Origin of the sequence: Micromonospora musae, assembly GCF_003626545.1 — a bacterium.
Classification (GTDB): Bacteria; Actinomycetota; Actinomycetes; order Mycobacteriales; family Micromonosporaceae; genus Micromonospora; species Micromonospora musae.
The window spans coordinates 200,441-215,462 of sequence record NZ_RAZS01000005.1 but is presented as its reverse complement, the minus strand read 5'-3'; the positions used below and the strand labels follow the sequence as shown (position 1 = coordinate 215,462).

Here is a 15,022-nt window from a genome sequence, read left to right as displayed (position 1 = left end):
GTTGTTCGAAACTTAGCTACATGTAGATACCTCGTCAAGGAAGGTTAGCTACAGCCAGGTGCACGAACGGGCGAGGTGACCGGGGTGGGCGGGCGACCATACTTGCCGGATGTTCACCCTCGCCCAGGCGCGGTGCCTGGTCGCCACCCTGCGTCCACGCATCGACGACCTGATCCGACTCCGGGCCGACCTGGCCGAGCTGCACGCCGATCTGGCCGAGCACGGCACGAGCCCGTTCGGCGGCCGGGCCGAGGGCAAGGCCCTGGAGGCCCGGCTGCACGCCGTCCTCGACGAGCTGCATCAACACGACGTGCAGGTCAAGGGCATCGCCCCGCTGCTGCTCGACCTCCCCGGCGAGCGGAACGGTCGGCCCGTGCTCTGGTGCTGGCTGGAGGGGGATCCGGACATCGGCTGGTACCACCGCGTCGAGTGCGGATTCCCGGGTCGCCGGCCGGTGTGAGCCGGCCACCGGGCGGGCGGCCCGGCGGGCGTCAGCGGGTCGGTTCGGCGACCGCGAAGACCACCACGTTCTCGACGTAGTGGCGGCGACCCCTGTCGAAGTCGCCGCCGCAGGTGATCAGGCGCAGCTCGGCGCCGGGCGTCGGACCGTACACCGTGGAGGTGGGGAAGCGGTCCTTGCGGGTGCGCAGCGCACCGGTGACGCGGAACGACAGCCACTGCCCGCCGCGCCGTACCTCGACGGTGTCGCCCGGGCGCAGCTCGCCGAGGCGGGCGAAGACGGCGGGTCCGTGGCGCGAGTCCAGGTGCCCGGCGAGCACCGCCGGGCCGGGATCACCCGGCGCCGGGCCGCCCGCGTACCAACCGGCCAGGTCGAAGTCGGTAGGCGGCACCAGGGCGCCGGCCCGGTCCAGGCCGAGCGCCGTGAGCGGGGAGTCGACCCCGATGCGCGGCACGCGTACCCGGGTGGGCTCGCCCCGTGGGGCCGCCGGGCATCCGGTCGCGCAGTCGGGACTCCGCCCGGCGGTCGGTCGGCCCGCGACGGTCGGTGGCTGCGCGGCGGCCGGCGTCGGGTCGGCGCCGGCGGGCGGCGGTGGCTCGGTCGCGGCGAGGCCGACCCCGGTCCCGGCGGCCAGGCAGAGCGCCACCCCGAACGCGACAAGCGCGGTCACCGGCGGCCGGGACCGTCGGTGCCGGCGGATCGCCGGGCCGGGCGGCGAGATCACCAGCTGGTACGCCGGCGGCGGCGCAGCAGGAGCAGGCCGCCGACGAGCGCGAGGCCGGCCAGTCCGGCGGTGACGGCCGGGTACCCGAAGCGGCCCGTCCCGGCCGTGCCACCGGCCCCGGTCTCCACCCCGCCGGACGGGACCACCGTGCCACCCTGCGCGTCCCGTCGCAGTTCGGTGGTGAGCCCGCCCTCCTTCGCGTCCAGCACCAGCAGCGAGTAGACGGCGCCGCCGGTCAGCCGGACCTCGGCCTGCGTGGTCGGTCCGCCGCTGCCGGAGAGCCGCAGCCGCCATTGACCCGGCTCGACCAGCTGGTAGTCGGTCGTGGTGGCGAAATGGACGCCGTTGGCGATGGCCGGGCCGTCGGCGACCGCCACGTCGAGCACCGGGGCGCGCACCGAGGCCTGCACGACGCGGACCTTGGCCCGGCCGCCCTCCGGCGCGCTGAGGTCGTCCTGCAGTACGCGCAGCCCCAGGTCGGCGTAGCGCCCCACCCCGGCGACCGTGTACGCGGCACCGCTGGTCACCGCGACCTCGGTGGTGAGCACCGGCGGATCGTCGGCCGGCGCGCCCGCCTCGCGCATGGCCACCGCGTACCGCCCGACGGGCAGCGGCAGGTAGTCGGAGAGCACGCCGTAGCCCACGCCGGGGAAGACCTGCGGCTCCGTCGCGTCCGGGGCGGCCAGGTAGACGTCGACGCTCGGGGTGTCGGGGGAGAGGTGGGCGAGCCGCACGTAGCCGGGGCTCGCCGCGCTCGCCGCAGCGGCGGGGCTGGTCGGGAGGGCCACGCCGAGCAGGAGCACTCCGGCTCCGGCGAGCAGGCGGCGTGGTGCGGTGCGCAGCAGGTGCATGTCGCCTCCGGGGGTGCGGCCGGCCAACGGATTGGGTCCGGTCGATAGCGTCCCGGCCACGGGACTGCGATGCAACAGTCACCGGCCCGACACGCCGAGAAGCGCGGCGGGGAGCCGGAGGCACGCCGATCGCGGCTCGGAGCCGGCCGGGCACGTGGCGGAGGCGGCCGGGCACGTGGCGGAGCCGGGCGCACCCGGCCCCGCCACGTCCGGCGGGAGGGGGCTGCGACTCAGGCGGCGGAGTCGAAGGCGGCCAGCGCCTCGCGTACCTTCTCCACCCCGGCCGGCGCCTCGTGCTCCCAGTCCGTCGGGTCCGCGGAGTAGATGATCCCGTACGGCTCGGTGCCGGGCTGGTAGCGCCGGCCCTCGGCGAGCGGTCCGGCGTCCACGGCGTCGTAGCCGATCCGGTCCAGGAAGGTACGCGTCGCCGCCTTCGCGTCCGAGTCGTCGCCGGCGATGGGCAGCGCGCTGCGGTCGGCCGCCCCGGCCGGCCGGGGCAGGGTCCTCAGGTGCCGGAAGTTGATGTTGTTGAAGACCTTGACCACGCGCGCCTGCGGCAGGTGACGTTGCAGCAGTTCGCTGCTGGTGGTCGCGTCGGAGTCCAACTCCGCGATCTGCCCGTCGCGCTGCGGGTAGTAGTTGTTGGTGTCCAGCACGACCTTGCCGGCCAGCGGCTCCGGCGGCACCGCCCGGTACGCCTTCAGCGGGACGCTCACCACCACGAGGTCACCGGCCTGCGCGGCCTCGAGCGACGTCACCGCGCGGGCCCGCGGGCCGATCTCCTGGACGAGTTCGCGCAGGGTCTCCGGGCCGCGCGAGTTGCTGAGCACGACGTCGTAGCCGGCGGCCACGGCCAGCCGGGCCAGCGTGCCGCCGATGTATCCACTGCCGATGAATCCCACAGTTGTCATGTCTGGTGCCAACTCCGTCCACCGCGGCCCGCATTCCGCACCGGCCGCCGGAAGACGCCTCGGCGGCCTGCCGCCACGGTACGGCCGGGCTCCGGCGGTGGCCGGCGGCGTCGCCGCCGGCCACCCGTCCGGGTAACCGTGGGGCTCAGGCCGGACCGGGGAGCACCTTCTCGACGGCGGCGCGCAGCTCGGGCGCGTCGGGCGTCACCGTGGGGGCGAACCGGGTGGCCACCGCACCGTCCGGGGCGACCAGGAACTTCTCGAAGTTCCACCGCACGTCGCCCGTGTGGCCGTCGGCGTCCGGGGTGTCGACCAGCTCCGCGTAGAGCGCGTGCCGGTCCGGGCCGTTGACGTCGACCTTCTCGGTGAGCGGGAAGGTGACGCCGTAGTTGACCTGGCAGAAGTCGGTGATCTCGTCGGCGGTGCCCGGCTCCTGGCCGCCGAACTGGTTGCACGGTACGCCGAGCACCACGAGGCCGCGGTCCGCGTACTCCTCGGCGAGCGCCTGCAGGCCGGCGTACTGGGGAGTGAGGCCGCACCGCGAGGCGACGTTGACCACCAGCAGGGCGCGCCCACGGTACTGGGCGAGGTCGGCGGGGCCGCCGTTCAGGGCCCCGATCGGAATGTCGAAGACGGTCATCGGCTGAGGCTATCGCCGCTCGCCGCCGCCTCCACCGGCGCGGTCCGCACCGGCGGGCCGGGTGCCGCCGGTGGTCGCGGGTGGCGGGCCCGGCCGGCGGTCACCCGCCGGCAGGGCCCGCCGAGCAGGTCGGCGCGACCGGCGGTCAGGAGCACGGGAAGTTGCTCTTCGAGCAGGTCACCCCGGTGTTGTACGCGTCGTTGAAGTGCGTGTAGTAGGCGTCGTAGAGCGGGTGGGTGCTCCCGGTCTCCGGCGCCATCTTCACGAAGATCTCGTCGTTCTCGCCGAGCGCGTCCTGGGTCCAGTTCTGCGAGCCGGTGTAGACGCGGTACTGGTAGGCGGTGCCGTACCTGCCGTACGTCGCGAAGAACTTGTCATGCACCTTGTCCTTGCGGCGGATGGCGACGCCGGCGTCGAGCAGCTGGTTGTAGACGGACTGGCTCATGGCGATCCCGCCGTCGGCGTTGCTGCCGATCACCATCCAGACCTTGCAACCGGCGGAGCGGTACCGGATCACCTGGTTGACGAGCTGCGGCCGTCCGGTGGTCACCGACGCCATGCCCACGCGCAGCCGGCAGTCGGCGTCGGGGGTCAGGTCGTTGAGGCGGGTGACGATGGTGTCGGTCTGCCCCGCGCCCTCCGGCGAGGCGTACGCGTCGGCCGCGGCGGCCTGGTAGTAGCCCCGGCCGGAGGCGGAGTCGTAGTAGTCGTTGCCGCTGTAGTGGCGGCGGTTCCACATGTCGGTGAAGTTGGCGTTCAGCCCGGCGGCGAGCGCGGCGTCGCCGTAGACGGTGATGGCGTTGTTGAACGCGTCCGGACCGGTGGCGTACGTGAGGTTGCTGGAACCGAACCAGACGACGTCGGCGCGGGCCACGCCGTTCGGGTCGGTGGTGCTGGTGAAGGTGAAGAGCTTGGTGTGCATGTCGCCGTCGGGGCTGGTGCTGATGCAGCCGTGGCCGCCACCGCTGTTCGAGCAGAACCGGTTGTTGGCCAGCTGCTTGACCGTCGTGATGGCCGGGTCGGTCGAGGTCGCGTTCTTTCCGTCGAGGAGCGCCAGCACGGTGACGCCGCGGCTCTGGGCACGCAGCAGCGCGTCGGCGACCGAGTCCACGCTGAGCGAGTGGATCGCCCCTCGGACGGTGGAGCCGGCGGGCGCCCCGTCGATCAACCGTTGCAGCTCGTTGATGATGGTGTAGTCGCGTCCGGCGGTCGGGTTGCTGAAGTGCGCCCACACCGGGTAGCCGGCGAGGGTCGCCGACGCCGCGGAGACGCGGGCCGCCGCGGGTGCGGCCGGGGCGGCTCCGGTCGAGGTCAGCACCGCGGTCACCACGGCGAGGCAGAGCAGCAGCACACGGCGGACCGACCCGCCCTTACGGCTCGAGATCATAGACAGGGATCGTTGTCGTCGGGCCCGTCGCGCGTCAACGTCGTACGCCGGAACTCCGCGTGAACGCGCCGACGTCCGGTGATCATCTTCGGGTCGGTTGACAGTCGGGCCGGGATCCGGCACGTCGGGGGCCGGGTGTTTCGGCGGGACACGAATCGAAGCATTTACATCTTGACTAAGTGATGACGCCGTGAGTAGCGTCTCACCAACATTTTGGAAAGTTTCCTAACTGTTTGGGGAGGCGTCCCATGAAGAGATCACTCCGCCGGGCTCTCTGGGCCGGCGCCGTGGTCGTGCTGACCGCCACGTTGGCGCCCGTCGCCACCGCCTACGGAGCGGGAAGCGTGACCACCACGTTCACCAAGGTGCAGGACTGGGGGAGCGGCCACGAGGGCCGGGTCACCATCACCAACGGCTCCGACGCTCCGGTCGGCACCTGGCGCATCGAGTTCGACCTGCCCGCCGGCACGAGCATCAGCAGCTCCTGGGACGCCGACGTGACCCGAAGCGGCAACCACTACGTGGCGGTGAAGAAGAGCTGGGCCGGCCCGATCGCGCCCGGCACCTCGTTCAACTGGGGTTACAACGGCAGCGGCCCGTACGCGGCCCCGCTGAACTGCACCATCAACGGCGCCTCCTGCGGCGGCGGCAGCACCCCGCCCACCACGCCGCCGCCCACCACGCCGCCCCCGACCAACCCGCCGGACCCCGGCGGCAAGAAGATCGTGGGCTACTTCGCCGAGTGGGGCGTGTACGGCCGCAACTATCACGTGAAGAACATCCACACCAGCGGCTCGGCGTCGAAGTTGACCCACATCCTCTACGCCTTCGGCAACACCACCGGCGGCCGGTGCACCATCGGCGACAGCTACGCCGACTACGAGAAGGCGTACACCGCGGCGGAGAGTGTCGACGGCGTCGCGGACACCTGGGACCAGCCGCTGCGCGGCAGCTTCAACCAGCTGCGCAAGCTCAAGCAGATGTACCCGCACCTGAAGGTGATCTGGTCCTTCGGGGGCTGGACCTGGTCCGGCGGCTTCACCCAGGCCGCGCAGAACCCGACCGCCTTCGCCGAGAGCTGCCACAACCTGGTCGAGGACCCGCGCTGGGCGGACGTCTTCGACGGCATCGACGTCGACTGGGAGTACCCGAACGCCTGCGGACTGAGCTGTGACGCCAGCGGCCCGAACGCGTTCAAGAACGTCGTCTCCGCGCTGCGCACCAGGTTCGGCGCGAACGCCCTGGTCACCGCGGCGATCACCGCGGACGGCAGCAACGGCGGCAAGATCGACGTCACCGACTACGCGGGTGGCGCGCAGCACCTCAACTGGATCATGCCGATGACGTACGACTACTTCGGCGCCTTCAACCCGCAGGGCCCGACCGCCCCGCACTCGCCGCTGACCTCGTACCCCGGCATTCCCCAGCAGGGCTTCTGGTCGGACGCGGCGATCCAGAAGCTCAAGAGCAAGGGCATCCCGGCGAACAAGCTGCTGCTCGGCGTCGGCTTCTATGGCCGGGGCTGGACCGGGGTGACCCAGGCCGCCCCCGGCGGCAGCGCCACCGGCGCCGCCCCGGGCACCTACGAGGCGGGCATCGAGGACTACAAGGTCCTCAAGAACACCTGCCCGGCCACCGGCACCGTGGGCGGCGCGGCGTACGCCAAGTGCGGCAGCAACTGGTGGAGCTACGACACCCCCGCCACGATCAACGGAAAGATGACGTACGCGAACAACCAGGGCCTCGGTGGCGCGTTCTTCTGGGAGCTCTCCGGTGACACCGGCAACGGCGAGCTGATCGGCGCCATCAAGGGCGGTCTCGGCTGAGCCGTAGGCCGACGCATCACCCACACGGCGGGGAGGGACGCACCGTCCCTCCCCGCCCGGCGTGTCGCGCCGGGGTGTCGCGGGGTACCCCTGTCGTCCGGTGCGGCGAATGTGACACACTCGCCGCTCGGTACGGCTCGATTCCGGCGGCCGAGGGGGGCTTGATGGGTGGAACGCACGTGAGGCTGGCGGGCGCCGCCCTCGCGCTCGCGATCCTGCCGGCCGCCCTCGCCGGGTGCGGCCTCGGCGGTGAACCGAAGCAGCCCCCGAAGCCCACCGAGGGGCCAGCGGAGGTGGCCGCCACGAAGTCCCGGGAGCGCGTGCAGGCCTACCTCGACGCGGTGGTCGCCAAGGACGTGGACGCCGGGCGCGGCCAGCTCTGCGCGGTGATGCACGACGCCTTCGACGCGGGGGCCACCGGCCCGAACGGCGACTTCGCCGACCACTTCAAGGTGCCGGAGGCGGCCATCACCGACGTCCGGTCCGGCCCACACGGCCAGGAGGTGGACGTCTCCGTCACGGTCGCCGTCGACTCGCGCAAGATCGCCCGACCGTTGGTCTTCACCGTGACCCGCGACGGGGCGGACTGGTGCATCTCCGGGGAGGCGCCGGGAAACATCGCCGCCAGCGCCCGCCCCAGCGTCGATCCCAGCCCGAGCAGGGCGTCCTGACCTGCGTCGATGCCGCCGTCGACAGGTGAGCTCCCAGTAGCCGGAAACCACGCACCTCGGCGACCGGGCCGCGCCCCGGTCGCCGTACGCTTGCTGTCATGCGCCATGAGTGGCATCAGCTGAGCCACCCCGGGGTGGCCGGTCCGGGGCTGCAGACCAGCCGTCCTACCGTCGACTCCGCGGAGGACGCGGCTCTCGGCCTGGACCGCTGGCGGGAGCTGCCCCGCGAGCAGACCCCGCCGTGGTCGGACCCGGCGAAGGTGGCCGAGGTGTGCAAGGTGCTCGACACCGTGCCGTCGGTGGTCGCCCCCTACGAGGTCGACCAGCTCCGGCAGCGGCTCGCGCTGGTCTGCGAGGGCAAGGCGTTCCTGCTCCAGGGCGGTGACTGCGCCGAGACGTTCGCCGACAACACCGAGAGCCACCTGCTGGCCAACGCCCGCACGCTGCTCCAGATGGCGATCGTGCTCACCTACGGGGCCTCCCTGCCGGTGGTCAAGGTCGCCCGGGTGGCCGGGCAGTACACCAAGCCCCGGTCGCTGCCGACCGACGCGCGCGGGCTGCCCGCGTACCGCGGCGACATGATCAACTCGCTGGAGGCCACGCCGGAGGCGCGGGTCGCCGACCCACAGCGCATGATCCGGGCGTACGCGAACTCCGCCGCCGCCATGAACATGCTCCGGGCGTACCTGGCCGGTGGGCTGGCCGACCTGCACGCGGTGCACGACTGGAACAAGGACTTCGTCCGGCAGTCGCCCGCCGGCGAGCGCTACGAGGCGATCGCCCGGGAGATCGACCGCGCCATCGCCTTCATCCGGGCCTGCGGGATGACCGACGAGGAGGCGCTGCGCACCGTCACCCTCTACTGCTCGCACGAGGCGCTCGCGCTGGAGTACGACCGGGCGCTCACCCGGGTCTCCGACAGCCGGGCGTACGGCCTCTCCGGGCACTTCCTCTGGATCGGGGAGCGCACCCGCCAGATCGACGGCGCCCACATCGACTTCATCTCCCGCATCGCCAACCCCATCGGGGTCAAGCTCGGCCCGACCACCAGCCCGGACGAGGCGATCGAGCTCTGCGAGAAGCTCAACCCGGAGAACATCCCCGGCCGGCTCACCCTCATCAGCCGGATGGGCAACCACCGGGTACGCGACGCGCTGCCGCCCATCGTCGCCAAGGTCACCGCGGCCGGCGCGAAGGTGGTCTGGCAGTGCGACCCGATGCACGGCAACACGCACGAGTCGTCCAACGGCTACAAGACCCGGCACTTCGACCGCATCGTCGACGAGGTGCTCGGCTACTTCGAGGTCCACCGGAACCTGGAGACCCACCCCGGTGGCCTGCACGTGGAGCTGACGGGCGAGGACGTCACCGAGTGTCTCGGCGGCGCCCAGGGCATCGAGGATCTCGACCTGCCCGACCGGTACGAAACCGCCTGCGACCCGCGGCTGAACACCCAGCAGTCGCTGGAGCTGGCCTTCCTGGTAGCGGAGATGCTGCGTGGCTGAGGCGAGCAGTGAGCTGGCGAGCCCCGCGGTCGCAGCCGAAGAGACGGCTGCGACCGAGGTGAGCAGTGAGCTTGCGAGCGCCGCGGCCGGCAGCCGAAAGGACAACTGTGCCTGACAGCCTGATCGACCTGCGTTCGGACACCGTCACCCGGCCCACCCCGGGAATGCGGGAGGCCATGGCCACCGCCGAGGTCGGCGACGACGTCTACGGCGAGGACCCCACGGTCACCGCCCTCGAGGCCGAGGTCGCCGCGCTCTTCGGGCACGAGGCGGCGCTCTTCGCGCCGAGCGGGTCGATGGCCAACCAGATCGCGCTGCAACTGGTGGTGCCGCCGGCCAACGAGCTGCTCTGCGACGCCGACGCCCACGTGGTCACGTACGAGATCGGCGCGGCGGCCGCGTACGGCGGCATCTCGTCGCGGACGTGGCCGGCGGTCGGCGGAGACATCGACCCCGACGTGGTCGCCGCCATGATCCGGCCGGACGGCTACTTCGCGGTCCCGACCCGGGCGATCGCCGTGGAGCAGACCCACAACCGGGGTGGCGGCGGGGTGATTCCGCTGGCCACCCTGCGGGAGCTGCGGCGCGTCGCCGACGACGCGCAGCTGGCGCTGCACTGTGACGGCGCCCGGATCTGGCACGCTCACGTCGCCGACGGCGTGCCCCTGATCGAGTACGGCCGGCTCTTCGACACCCTGTCGGTCTGCCTCTCCAAGGGCCTCGGCGCGCCGGTCGGTTCGCTGGTCGTCGGCAGCGCCGAGAAGATCGAGCGGGCCCGGCTCATCCGCAAGCGGATGGGGGGCGGCATGCGGCAGGTCGGCGTCCTGGCCGCGGCCGGCCGGTACGCGCTGGCGCACCACGTCGAGCGTCTCGCCGAGGACCACGCGAAGGCCGCCCGGCTCGCCGAGGCGATCGCGCCGTTCGGTGTGCTCGCCACTGCGGTGCGCACCAACATCGTGCCGCTGGACCTGACCAAGTCCGCCCTCGACGCCCACACGCTGGCCGCCGCGGCGCGGGAGGCGGGGCTGCTCATCTCGGTGTTGGGCCCGCGTACCGCCCGGCTGGTCACCCACATGGACGTCGACGACGCCGGCATCGACCGGGCCGTGGAGATCCTCACCCGCGTTCTGCGCGGCTGACCCCCGCCCGGGTCGTGGTCACACGCCGAGGGGCTGTTCCGTACGGAACAGCCCCTCGGCGCGTGGAATGCCTGGTGTGCCCGGCCTGGTGCGGTGCCCCAGCCCGGGCCTCGGTCGGCGGCGCCGGGTCGCCGGATGCGCTCGGCCCGGTCAGCGGCGCAGGCGCTGGAGGGTGGCGACGTCGGCGTCGTGGCCGACATGCTTCTCCGACGGGGTCTCCACCACCGTCGGCACGCCGGCGGTGGCCGGATGGGTCATCAGCTCCGCGAACGGCAGCTCGCCGATGCTGCCCTTGCCGATGTTCTCGTGCCGGTCGCGGGTCGAACCGCAGAGGTCCTTCGAGTCGTTGGCGTGCACCAGCCGCAGCCGATCCGCCCCGACCGTGGCGACCAGGGTGTCCAGGGTGTCGGTCATGCCGCCCTCGACGGCCAGGTCGTGCCCGGCGGCCCAGGCGTGGCAGGTGTCGAAGCAGACGCCGAGCCCCGGGTGCCGGTCGACCGCGTCCAGGTAGGGGCCCAGGTGCTCCACCCGGGAGGCGAGCGACCGTCCGCCGCCCGCGCTCGGCTCGACCAGCAGCATCGGCCCGCCGGCGGCCGCGGCCGAGTCCAGCAGCGGCAGCAGCGCCTCGCGGACCTGCCGCATCGCCGCCTCGGCGTGCCCGGCGTCGACCGCGCTGCCGGCGTGGAACACCACCCCCTGCGCGCCGATCGCCGCACCCCGGCGCAGCGCGTGCGCCAGCGTCTGCGCCGACCGCTCGACCGTGGCTGCGGTGGGGGAGCCGAGATTGACGAGCAGGGACGCGTGGATGAAGACCGGAACGCCCCGCTCGGCGCAGCCGGCGCGGAACAGCGCGTCCTGCACCGGATCACCCGCCGGCAGCGCCCAACCCCGAGAGTTGGAGACGTAGACCTGGACGACCTCGGCGCCGGTCGCGTCGAGATAGGGCAGAGCCGCCTTGGCCAAGCCGCCCGAGGTCGGCGTGTGCGTGCCGACCGGACGGGCCACGTTCATCGGCATGTCAGAAGCACCCGATCGTGACCGGGGTGCCCGGAGGCACCTGCGAGTTCTCGCCCGGGTTCTGGAACCGGACGACGGCGTTCGGGTTGAACTGGATGGTCACCGGGAAGCCCTGGCTCTCCAACACCTGCTTGGCCTGCTGGCAGGGCAGATCCATCACCCGGGGCACCACCACCGCCGGCGGGCCCTTGCTGATCTCCAGCTTGACCTCGGCGCCGCGCTCCACGCCGGTGCCGTCGGCCGGGCTCTGCCCGAGGATCTCGTCCTTCGGCTTCTCCGAGTCCTTGAAGTTCTCCACCGCGACCAGGCCCAGCCGGGACAGCTCGGCCCGGGCGTCGTTGAGGTTCTTGCCGACCAGGTTGGGCACGCTGATCGGGGCCCTGCCCTTGCTCAGGATCACCGTCACCTTGGCGCCCGGCTTGACCTGTGCGCCGACCTTCGGGTTGGTCGCCACCACCACCCCGGCGGGCAGGGTGTCGTCGTAGCGGGCCGTGCCCTTGACCGCCACCAGGTTGGCGCTGACCAAGTCCGCCTCGGCGAGCTCGAACTCCTTGCCCACCACGTCCGGCACCGGGAACTGCTCCGGACCGAGGGAGAGGGTCAGGGTGACGGTGCCGCCCTTGAGGATCCGATCGGCCGAGCCCGGGTCCTGGAGCAGGACGCTGTCGCGCGGAACGGTGGCGTCGTAGCGGGGCTCGGCGTACTTCAGGACGAGGCCGGCGCGGGCGATCTGCGCCTCCGCGTCCGCCTTGGTCAGGCTCACCAGCTGCGGGGCGTCCGTGTAGCGGCCGAACGTGAGGTACCAGCCGCCGAGCGCGGCGACCAGCACGAGCGCCGCAGCGGTGGCGATGATCGCCAGGCGACCGCGGCTCTCGCCGGCCACCCCCGTGAAGAGCCGACCGAGCCGGGCGCCGAAACCGTCGCTCTCCGGCGGCGCGGCCCGACGTCGACCGACCCGTTGACCGTCCTCGGGCAACCGGGCCCACGCCGGCCGCTCGGCCGGGCGCACCGCCGCAACCACCATGGTCGGCTCGGAGACCGGCGGCTCGGTGGTGATCCGACGTAGCACCGTGGTGTGGCTGTTCGGGTTGCCCAGCTCGTCGCGGGCCACCTGCACCTCGGCGAGGAGCGCGCCGGCGTCGGTGGGCCGGGCGTCCGGGTCCCGCCGGGTGGCGCGGGCGACGAGGTTGTCGAGGGCCGGTGGCAGGCCGGGAACCAGGGTCGACGGGGACGGCACGTCGCGGTCGACGTGCTGCCAGGCGATGTCGATCGGGCGGCCACCGTCGTAGGGGACCCGGCCGGTGAGCATCTCGAAGAGCACGATGCCGGCCGAGTAGACGTCGGTACGTGGATCGGCGTGACCCTTGGTGACCAGCTCGGGGGCGACGTACGCCACGGTCGCCATGAGCTGGTTGCCGCTCTCCTCGTCGGCGCTCGCCTCGACGGCGCGGGCCAGGCCGAAGTCGGCCACCTTGACGACGCCGTCGACCAGATTGGCCATGCCCCCGGTGGGTGCCTCGGCGACCAGCACGTTCTCCGGCTTGACGTCGCGGTGGACCACTCCGGAGCGGTGCGCGGCGGCGATCGCGGCGAGCATCTGCTCGAAGATGGCCAGCGCCTCCTCCGGGTTGAGCCGGCGCCGCTCGGCGAGCACCTCGCGCAGGGTGCGGCCGCGTACGTACTCCATCACCAGGTAGGGCAGGCCGCCGTGGGTGCCCTGGTCGTAGACCGCCACCACGTTGGGGTGGGTGAGCCGGGCGATGGTCTTCGCCTCGTCGGTGAAGCGCTCGACGAAACCGGCGATCCGGGCCCGGGCCTCGGGGGCCTGGGTCGGATGAATGATCTTGACGGCGACGGTGCGCTCGAGGCGTTCGTCGGTGGCGGTGTACACGGTCGCCATGCCGCCACGGGCCACGCGACCGCGGATGCGGTAGCGCCCGTCTATCAGCGAGCCAAGCAACGTGTCGGCGACCTGTGTGTCCATCGGCAGGAAGTCTATGTGTCCAGGGGTCGAAGGTTGAACAGGATGCTACAGCCGGGGTCCGACCTCGTCCGCCCGCCGCGCTCGTCCGCCGCCCGGAGACGGCGCTGATCTGCGCGAACGCGCCCCTGTGCCGGCTCCGAGGGTTCGCGCCCGGTGGACGGGGAGAGCGACCGTCGGTCCGTCCGGGTGATCGATGGGTGACTCTGGGTATCGGATCGTGGTGTCCGGGGTGCCGTTTGGCCTGGCCCGGTCGCCCCGTGGCAGGGTGTTCGGGTGACCGAATCCGTACCCGCCGACCAGGCCGCAGCCGGCCCCGGACCCGCCGACGCGGCCGGCTGGCTGACCCTGCCCGACGTCGCCGAGCGTCTCGACGTGTCGATCAGCAAGGTGCACCAGATGATCCGCGACCGGGAGCTGTTGGCGGTCCGCCGCGACGGCGTCCGCCGGGTGCCCGCGGACCTGGTGGCCAACCGTACGGTGCTCAAGCACCTACCCGGCGTGCTCAACCTCCTGACCGATGCCGGCTACGACGACGAGGCCGCGCTGCGCTGGCTCTACGAGCCGGACGACACCCTGCCCGGAACCCCGGCCGCCGCCCTCGGCGGCGACCAGGCCCGCGAGGTCAAACGCCGCGCCCAAGCCCTCGGCTTCTAACCCGCCCCACCCCGCCGCCCCCTCCGGGCGTCTCCGTGCGTTGATCATGAAGTTGTTGCCGGCCGAAGCGGCGTGTCGGGGCAATAACTTCATGATCAACGCGGAGAGGGTCGGGGCCGAGGGCGGGGTGAGGGGCGGGGGTGGGTGGTCAGTCGGTGCGGCGGGTGGCGGCGGCGGCGAGGTCGACGAGCGCCTGGCGGGCCTCGATGTCGAGGTCGACCGGGGCGAGCGCCGCCAGCGCGCTGTCGGTCAGAGCGGTGATCCGCTGCTCCGTACGGACCGGCGCGCCGCTCTTGGTGATCAGCCCGCGCAGCCGGGTCACCCCCTCCTCGTCGAGCCCCGGGTCGCCGAGCCCGGTCAGGAGCTGCGCCCGGTCGCCCTCGTCGAGCACCTCCAACGCGGCCGCCACCAGGAAGGTCCGCTTGCCCTCACGCAGGTCGTCGCCGGCCGGCTTACCGGTCTGCGCCGGGTCGCCGAAGACACCGAGCAGGTCGTCGCGGAGCTGGAACGCCTCACCCAGCGGCAACCCGTACGCCGAGTAGGCCGCCTCGACCTCCACCGGGGCGTCCGCCAGCGCGGCGCCGAGGAGCAGCGGCCGCTCGACCGTGTACTTCGCCGACTTGTAGCGGGCGACCTTGCCGGCGCGCTCCACCGAGGTGTCCCGGGTCACCTGGGCGAGGACGTCGAGGTACTGCCCGACGGTGACCTCCGTGCGCATCTCGTCGAAGACCGGACGGGCCCGGGCCACCGTGCCCGGCTCCAGCCCGGCGGAGTGCAGCAGCTCGTCGGACCAGACCAGGCAGAGATCGCCGAGCAGGATCGCGGCGGCGTCGCCGAAGCCGTCCGGGTCGCCACCCCAGTTGGAGCGGCGGTGGCGGGTGGCGAACCGGCGGTGCACCGCGGGCTCGCCGCGCCGGGTGTCCGAGCGGTCCATCAGGTCGTCGTGGATCAGGGCGCTGGCCTGCACCAGTTCGAGGGCGGCCAGCGCGGCCAGGACCTGATCGCTGTCGACGCCGCCGGCCCCGCGGTAACCCCAGTAGGCGAAGGCCGGCCGCAGCCGCTTGCCGCCACCCAGTACGAACGCCTCGATCACCTCCGCCAGGGGGGACAGCGCGTCGTCGACCCCGGCCATCCAGATCCGCTGGTTGGCCAGGAACTCGGCGAGGGCCTTGTCGATTCGCTGCCGCAGACCGGCACGGTCGACGGGGGAGACGGAAGCTGCGTCGTTCACGCGTGAACGCTAGCCGGTCGGG

The 15,022-nt window shown here is 72.7% G+C and carries 14 protein-coding genes; 6 read left to right on the top strand and 8 right to left on the bottom strand.

Annotated features, from left to right (window positions below):
• The first annotated feature begins 109 nt into the window (after positions 1 to 109).
• A complete protein-coding gene (locus D7147_RS15690; RefSeq protein ID WP_120678258.1) occupies positions 110 to 460 on the top strand; it encodes a DUF2203 domain-containing protein in 351 nt (116 codons plus the stop codon).
• Positions 461 to 491: 31 nt separating this feature from the next.
• Here D7147_RS15690 and D7147_RS15685 read toward each other — a convergent pair whose 3' ends face one another.
• The 5 genes from D7147_RS15685 to D7147_RS15665 form a co-directional block, all read right to left on the bottom strand.
• Positions 492 to 1,130, bottom strand: coding sequence for a class F sortase (locus D7147_RS15685; protein ID WP_233563162.1), 639 nt, complete (start codon positions 1,128 to 1,130; stop codon positions 492 to 494).
• Positions 1,131 to 1,180: 50 nt separating this feature from the next.
• Positions 1,181 to 2,035 carry a DUF4397 domain-containing protein gene (locus tag D7147_RS15680; protein ID WP_120678256.1) on the bottom strand — a complete coding sequence of 285 codons (855 nt, stop codon included), beginning with the start codon at positions 2,033 to 2,035 and terminating at the stop codon, positions 1,181 to 1,183.
• 230 nt (positions 2,036 to 2,265) lie between these two features.
• Positions 2,266 to 2,946, bottom strand: a complete 681-nt coding sequence (locus D7147_RS15675; RefSeq protein WP_120678255.1) for an NADPH-dependent F420 reductase — start codon at positions 2,944 to 2,946, stop codon at positions 2,266 to 2,268.
• 145 nt (positions 2,947 to 3,091) lie between these two features.
• The gene (locus D7147_RS15670) at positions 3,092 to 3,586 is read right to left on the bottom strand and encodes a glutathione peroxidase (protein ID WP_120678252.1); all 495 of its coding nucleotides are present in this window, start codon (positions 3,584 to 3,586) and stop codon (positions 3,092 to 3,094) included.
• 145 nt (positions 3,587 to 3,731) lie between these two features.
• Positions 3,732 to 4,973, bottom strand: coding sequence for a phospholipase D-like domain-containing protein (locus D7147_RS15665; protein ID WP_120678250.1), 1,242 nt, complete (start codon positions 4,971 to 4,973; stop codon positions 3,732 to 3,734).
• 248 nt (positions 4,974 to 5,221) lie between these two features.
• Between D7147_RS15665 and D7147_RS15660 the strand changes: the two genes are divergently transcribed.
• The 4 genes from D7147_RS15660 to D7147_RS15645 all read left to right on the top strand — a co-directional run bounded on the left by D7147_RS15660 (position 5,222) and on the right by D7147_RS15645 (position 10,114).
• Entirely contained in the window at positions 5,222 to 6,799 is a 1,578-nt protein-coding gene (locus D7147_RS15660) for a glycosyl hydrolase family 18 protein (protein ID WP_120678248.1), read from the top strand.
• A gap of 164 nt (positions 6,800 to 6,963) precedes the next feature.
• Positions 6,964 to 7,470, top strand: coding sequence for a nuclear transport factor 2 family protein (locus tag D7147_RS15655; protein WP_120678246.1), 507 nt, complete (start codon positions 6,964 to 6,966; stop codon positions 7,468 to 7,470).
• Positions 7,471 to 7,568: 98 nt separating this feature from the next.
• Positions 7,569 to 8,975, top strand: coding sequence for a class II 3-deoxy-7-phosphoheptulonate synthase (locus D7147_RS15650; RefSeq protein WP_120678244.1), 1,407 nt, complete (start codon positions 7,569 to 7,571; stop codon positions 8,973 to 8,975).
• 119 nt (positions 8,976 to 9,094) lie between these two features.
• The gene (locus D7147_RS15645; protein WP_120678905.1) at positions 9,095 to 10,114 is read left to right on the top strand and encodes a threonine aldolase family protein; all 1,020 of its coding nucleotides are present in this window, start codon (positions 9,095 to 9,097) and stop codon (positions 10,112 to 10,114) included.
• 150 nt (positions 10,115 to 10,264) lie between these two features.
• Here D7147_RS15645 and D7147_RS15640 read toward each other — a convergent pair whose 3' ends face one another.
• Together D7147_RS15640 and pknB are read right to left on the bottom strand one after the other, a co-directional pair.
• The gene (locus D7147_RS15640) at positions 10,265 to 11,125 is read right to left on the bottom strand and encodes a deoxyribonuclease IV (protein ID WP_120678903.1); all 861 of its coding nucleotides are present in this window, start codon (positions 11,123 to 11,125) and stop codon (positions 10,265 to 10,267) included.
• Positions 11,126 to 11,132: 7 nt separating this feature from the next.
• Positions 11,133 to 13,115, bottom strand: coding sequence for a Stk1 family PASTA domain-containing Ser/Thr kinase (gene pknB / locus D7147_RS15635; protein WP_120678243.1), 1,983 nt, complete (start codon positions 13,113 to 13,115; stop codon positions 11,133 to 11,135).
• Between the two features lie 273 nt (positions 13,116 to 13,388).
• On the opposite strand from pknB, the gene D7147_RS15630 reads away from it, so the two are divergent.
• On the top strand, positions 13,389 to 13,769 hold the full coding sequence (locus D7147_RS15630) for an Rv2175c family DNA-binding protein (RefSeq protein ID WP_120678241.1): 381 nt from the start codon (positions 13,389 to 13,391) through the stop codon (positions 13,767 to 13,769).
• A 148-nt stretch (positions 13,770 to 13,917) separates the two neighbouring features.
• Here D7147_RS15630 and D7147_RS15625 read toward each other — a convergent pair whose 3' ends face one another.
• Positions 13,918 to 15,000 carry a polyprenyl synthetase family protein gene (locus D7147_RS15625; protein ID WP_120678239.1) on the bottom strand — a complete coding sequence of 361 codons (1,083 nt, stop codon included), beginning with the start codon at positions 14,998 to 15,000 and terminating at the stop codon, positions 13,918 to 13,920.
• Positions 15,001 to 15,022: the final 22 nt, after the last annotated feature.

What these genes read in the sequence shown, in the direction of transcription:
- D7147_RS15650 (WP_120678244.1), top strand. Translation starts at nt 7,569, where the DNA reads ATGCGCCATGAGTGGCATCAGCTGAGCCACCCCGGGGTGGCCGGTCCG.
- D7147_RS15675 (WP_120678255.1), bottom strand. Translation starts at nt 2,946, where the DNA reads ATGACAACTGTGGGATTCATCGGCAGTGGATACATCGGCGGCACGCTG.
- D7147_RS15680 (WP_120678256.1), bottom strand. Translation starts at nt 2,035, where the DNA reads ATGCACCTGCTGCGCACCGCACCACGCCGCCTGCTCGCCGGAGCCGGA.
- D7147_RS15665 (WP_120678250.1), bottom strand. Translation starts at nt 4,973, where the DNA reads ATGATCTCGAGCCGTAAGGGCGGGTCGGTCCGCCGTGTGCTGCTGCTC.
- D7147_RS15670 (WP_120678252.1), bottom strand. Translation starts at nt 3,586, where the DNA reads ATGACCGTCTTCGACATTCCGATCGGGGCCCTGAACGGCGGCCCCGCC.
- D7147_RS15690 (WP_120678258.1), top strand. Translation starts at nt 110, where the DNA reads ATGTTCACCCTCGCCCAGGCGCGGTGCCTGGTCGCCACCCTGCGTCCA.
- D7147_RS15640 (WP_120678903.1), bottom strand. Translation starts at nt 11,125, where the DNA reads ATGAACGTGGCCCGTCCGGTCGGCACGCACACGCCGACCTCGGGCGGC.
- D7147_RS15655 (WP_120678246.1), top strand. Translation starts at nt 6,964, where the DNA reads ATGGGTGGAACGCACGTGAGGCTGGCGGGCGCCGCCCTCGCGCTCGCG.
- pknB (WP_120678243.1), bottom strand. Translation starts at nt 13,115, where the DNA reads ATGGACACACAGGTCGCCGACACGTTGCTTGGCTCGCTGATAGACGGG.
- D7147_RS15660 (WP_120678248.1), top strand. Translation starts at nt 5,222, where the DNA reads ATGAAGAGATCACTCCGCCGGGCTCTCTGGGCCGGCGCCGTGGTCGTG.